This is a genomic window from Bacillus sp. MUM 13, assembly GCF_001866725.1.
In the GTDB taxonomy this organism is placed as follows: Bacteria; Bacillota; Bacilli; order Bacillales; family DSM-1321; genus Peribacillus.
This window is the reverse complement of the sequence record NZ_MLYQ01000159.1, coordinates 1-3,662: the sequence shown is the minus strand read 5'-3', so window position 1 is coordinate 3,662 and position 3,662 is coordinate 1. Positions and strand designations below refer to the sequence as shown.

The window sequence follows — 3,662 nt, the reverse complement described above, 5'->3', positions numbered from 1 at the left end:
GGAGTCTCGCACCTTACACTCTAATCAACCTGGCTTAACATTGAGATTGGCCCGCAGAACTTATTAAAAAACAACAATCTTTTAAAAAAAGCGTTTTTAATATATGAATGCATTAAAACTGCGCCGCCTGGCTTTCCTGTCTAGCTAAGTGTATCCGATTATCTGAACTTTTTCCAAGCTTTATTTACATAAAACGCTCTCAGTATCGGTCGAATTTGGCTGATTCAACAATAAAATTATTTAAAAAAAGGAGCTTAAATAAAAAAGCCAGAAGCACGTCTGCAGGCAGTTATATTACTCCTTCAAGAAGGATATGTGTACTTAAAAGCCTTTATTCTGAATTTCCAAATTCTTACCATGTAACATTTTCCCTTATTCATATATTTAAAACACAAAAGCAGGCCGCAGCCTGCTTTAATGAAAATAAGACGATTCGAAATCTTTCAAGGGAATAGGGGGAGAATAATAGTAGCCTTGAACATCTTCACAGCCGAGCTCCTTCAGCAGCTGAATCTGTTTCTTTGTTTCGACTCCCTCTGCAATTACTTTCATTTTCAGGCTTTTCGCAAGGAAGATGATCGCTGTAATAACTTCCCGGTTGCTTTCAATATTTCGGATGAATGATTGGTCAATTTTCAGGATATCGACATTTAATTTATCAATATAGCTTAGGGAGCTGTAGCCTGTACCAAAATCATCAATGCTGATATGTATGCCTTTTTCCCTTAGCGTTTGAAGGATGCAGTTCACATCATCCTCATTTTTCATCACAATTCTTTCAGTGATTTCAAGCTCCAGGAAATGTCCTTCTATCTTGTATTCCTCAAGCGTGCTAATGATATGGGAAGCAAAATCTTCCTGTAAAATGGAGATTAAGGATATATTAATCGAAACTCTCTTAATATCCTTTCCGCTTTCCTTCCATTTCGAAAGAACTTTACAAACCTCATTAAAGACAAATTTTTCTAAAAAGACGATCATACCGCTTTCCTCTGCAATTGGGATAAATACGTTAGGAGGAATAAACCCCTTTTCCGGATGATTCCACCGGAGCAAAACCTCGGAGCCTGTTAACTTGTCTTCCGCTGTATGAACTTTTGGCTGAAAATACAGCAGAAGCTCCCTGTTATCCAAAGCTTTCTGCAAATCTGACTCCAGGCCGAGTTTATTCAGGGTCTCTTCAGCCATTTCTTCATTGTACACAGAGAAGCTGTTCGCTCCATTCTCTTTGGAATGATACATGGCAATATCGGCGTATTTGTAAAGATCATTCGTATTTGTTGAATGTTCAGGATATGAAGCAATTCCCATACTTGCGGTTAGCAGGACTTCATAGCCGTTAACAGAAAGGGGACTTCTGAAGGTCTGGATAATTTGCTCTGCCAGCGTTGTCACATCAGTATGGGGAACCAGGATTAAAAATTCATCTCCACCGAGCCTTGAAGTGATTCCAGAGTCATTGATAAGATTCTGAAGTTTTTTGCCGACCTCAATCAAGAGCTTATCGCCAAAAGAATGCCCAAATGTGTCATTAATTCGTTTAAATCTGTCAAAATCAAGAAGCATGATAGAAAAAACCTATGTTTTACTGTGAATTCCTTCATCAGCATCCTTATTCTTCTTCTGTTAGGCAAATTGGTCAGTTCATCATGGTAGGCCATATATTGAACCTGAAGCTCTGCCTTTTTTCTGTCCGTGATATCTTCTAAAACACCGAAAACGCCAATAAGCTTGTTATTAATATGTGTTCTGACAGCTGTGATTCTGACGTCTCTATATCTTCCCTCTTTGCCAAGTATCTGTGTTTCAATATTAGAGACATTTCCCTGCAGGACATTTTGCAGATATTTAAGCACCGATGACTTGTCAGCATCACTGAAAAATATCCGGATATGCTTACCCTTCAATTCTTCCTTGCTGTAACCGGTAATTTCCGTGGCAACAAGGTTGGTGTCCAGGATATTCCCCTGCAGATCCACAGAAAAAACAGCCGCGGGATTGTTATTAAAAAGTGAGGTATATGACTGAATATTGTTCAGCATAATCTGGTTTCCAAATAGGTTCGGCACCAGCATCATAATGATATTTGCAATCATGACTATAATAAATGGCAGAACTTCCTCAAAAAAGGTTGGATTGTACGCATCAAAGTTTAACATGGAGACAATCGTGATATATGGTATGCCTGCAAAGGAAATACCAGCCACAACCGAACCGATATACTTCCATTTTCTTGGGAGATTAAACGAATCTTCATGAGTGATTTGTATCAGAAACCGGAAAATGGAGAAAGAAACACTGATTGTTAAAATGAAAGTGATCATACAGAAAATGGTTTAAAATCGACTAAATCCCCAAAAAGCACTAGGAATCCGCTGATATCAGCACTTAATATCACGAGAGCAATAAATAAGCCGCCTAGAATATGCTGCACTTCATTTTCAATTCGGAATTGTGCCATTTTCAATGCAAGGATAGAACCAATAAAACAGATCAAAAAGTTCAATGCAACGTAAAGCTGATAATTATCTGCAGAGAATGGCAAATCTACAGATACCGAAACAAAGAAATGGGTAAGCCAAAAAGAAACAGCCAGCAATACAGAACACGCAGCAAGGGTTCTCCAGTTCATTCCTTCCTTCCGGATTTTCCTGCTCGCTTCTATTCCGATAATACAGCTGATGACCGAAAATAGGACAGTCATCAAAAGATATCGGTAGTCAAATAAATTAAAACTTGAAAATGAATACACAGCTTCCTCCTGTCTGCCCTAAGATGAGGGATTTATTACCGGTTCATGGGTGTGTTTTTGCAGCGGTCTTATTATGTATTTTGGTGATACATATTGTATCGGCCTTATGTACCGATACTTTATACTCATTTATTGCAGGAAGCTATATTTTTCGGATAATATTCCCTGAATGGGCCGGGAATAGGAAAAAATGCAGCCTATATACGCCGAATCGGGGATGGCATCATTATGGACTGCATTTGAGTATAGCTATTTAAGAATGTATTTTGAACCCAATCATGGCATTTTGCAGAAATCCACAGAGTACACATTATGCATAGAAAAAACCTTGCCGGATGACAAGGCTTTTTCCTATTATTTAGTTCGGCCAAACATGTTCTGCATCATTTTCTCACGCATGCCAGGCATATTCAATGAGCTGGAAACAAGGAACCTTCTGAGAAAACTGTTTGAAAGAAATACATTCAATAAACGGTAGCGATTTTGAAAACCCAGGTAAATGAGTGATCCTATGGCAATAATCTTTATTAATAATTTCATGGCTATCCCTCCTTTTGTTAGTTTGCTGACAAAAGGAGAATTTATGAATATTCTTTTAAAAAAAATGGCTGTTTTCGTAAATTTTGTTGCTATCGAACAAGGGTTTCCGCTCCAGGATACTCGCTTTCCGTGAGGCGGGCGGTGAGCAGCCTCAGCTGCGCTTGCGGGGTCTCACCTTCCTGCCAATCCCACAGGAGTCTCGCATGTTACACTCCGATCAAACCGGTTTAACAACGGGATAGCCTCGCAGAACTCTTTAATTAAAATGATTCTTTAAAAAAAGAGCCAAAATAATTCACACCTAATACGTTTCATATCTCTTGCATGAGATCTAACCTTCCTTTGTATCATCAAATATTGTGAAATATAC

The 3,662-nt window shown here is 38.6% G+C and carries 4 protein-coding genes; all 4 read right to left on the bottom strand.

Going from position 1 to position 3,662, the window contains the following annotated elements; genetic code table 11:
• Positions 1 to 414: 414 nt before the first annotated feature.
• The 4 genes from BIV59_RS22310 to BIV59_RS23420 all read right to left on the bottom strand — a co-directional run bounded on the left by BIV59_RS22310 (position 415) and on the right by BIV59_RS23420 (position 3,292).
• Positions 415 to 1,566, bottom strand: coding sequence for a putative bifunctional diguanylate cyclase/phosphodiesterase (locus BIV59_RS22310; RefSeq protein WP_083392321.1), 1,152 nt, complete (start codon positions 1,564 to 1,566; stop codon positions 415 to 417).
• Complete coding sequence (locus tag BIV59_RS22305; protein ID WP_071353653.1) at positions 1,494 to 2,324, bottom strand: sensor domain-containing diguanylate cyclase; 831 nt, start codon at positions 2,322 to 2,324, stop codon at positions 1,494 to 1,496. The genes BIV59_RS22310 and BIV59_RS22305 overlap by 73 nt, the downstream gene beginning before the upstream one ends.
• Positions 2,321 to 2,752, bottom strand: coding sequence for an MHYT domain-containing protein (locus BIV59_RS22300; RefSeq protein WP_071353652.1), 432 nt, complete (start codon positions 2,750 to 2,752; stop codon positions 2,321 to 2,323). Before BIV59_RS22300 ends, BIV59_RS22305 begins: the two co-directional genes overlap by 4 nt.
• A gap of 354 nt (positions 2,753 to 3,106) precedes the next feature.
• Entirely contained in the window at positions 3,107 to 3,292 is a 186-nt protein-coding gene (locus BIV59_RS23420) for a hypothetical protein (protein ID WP_090989143.1), read from the bottom strand.
• Positions 3,293 to 3,662 lie beyond the last annotated feature (370 nt).

Bases quoted from the DNA above. Each gene is read 5' to 3' on its own strand.
- BIV59_RS22310 (WP_083392321.1), bottom strand. From the start codon at position 1,566: ATGCTTCTTGATTTTGACAGATTTAAACGAATTAATGACACATTTGGG.
- BIV59_RS22305 (WP_071353653.1), bottom strand. From the start codon at position 2,324: ATGATCACTTTCATTTTAACAATCAGTGTTTCTTTCTCCATTTTCCGG.
- BIV59_RS23420 (WP_090989143.1), bottom strand. From the start codon at position 3,292: ATGAAATTATTAATAAAGATTATTGCCATAGGATCACTCATTTACCTG.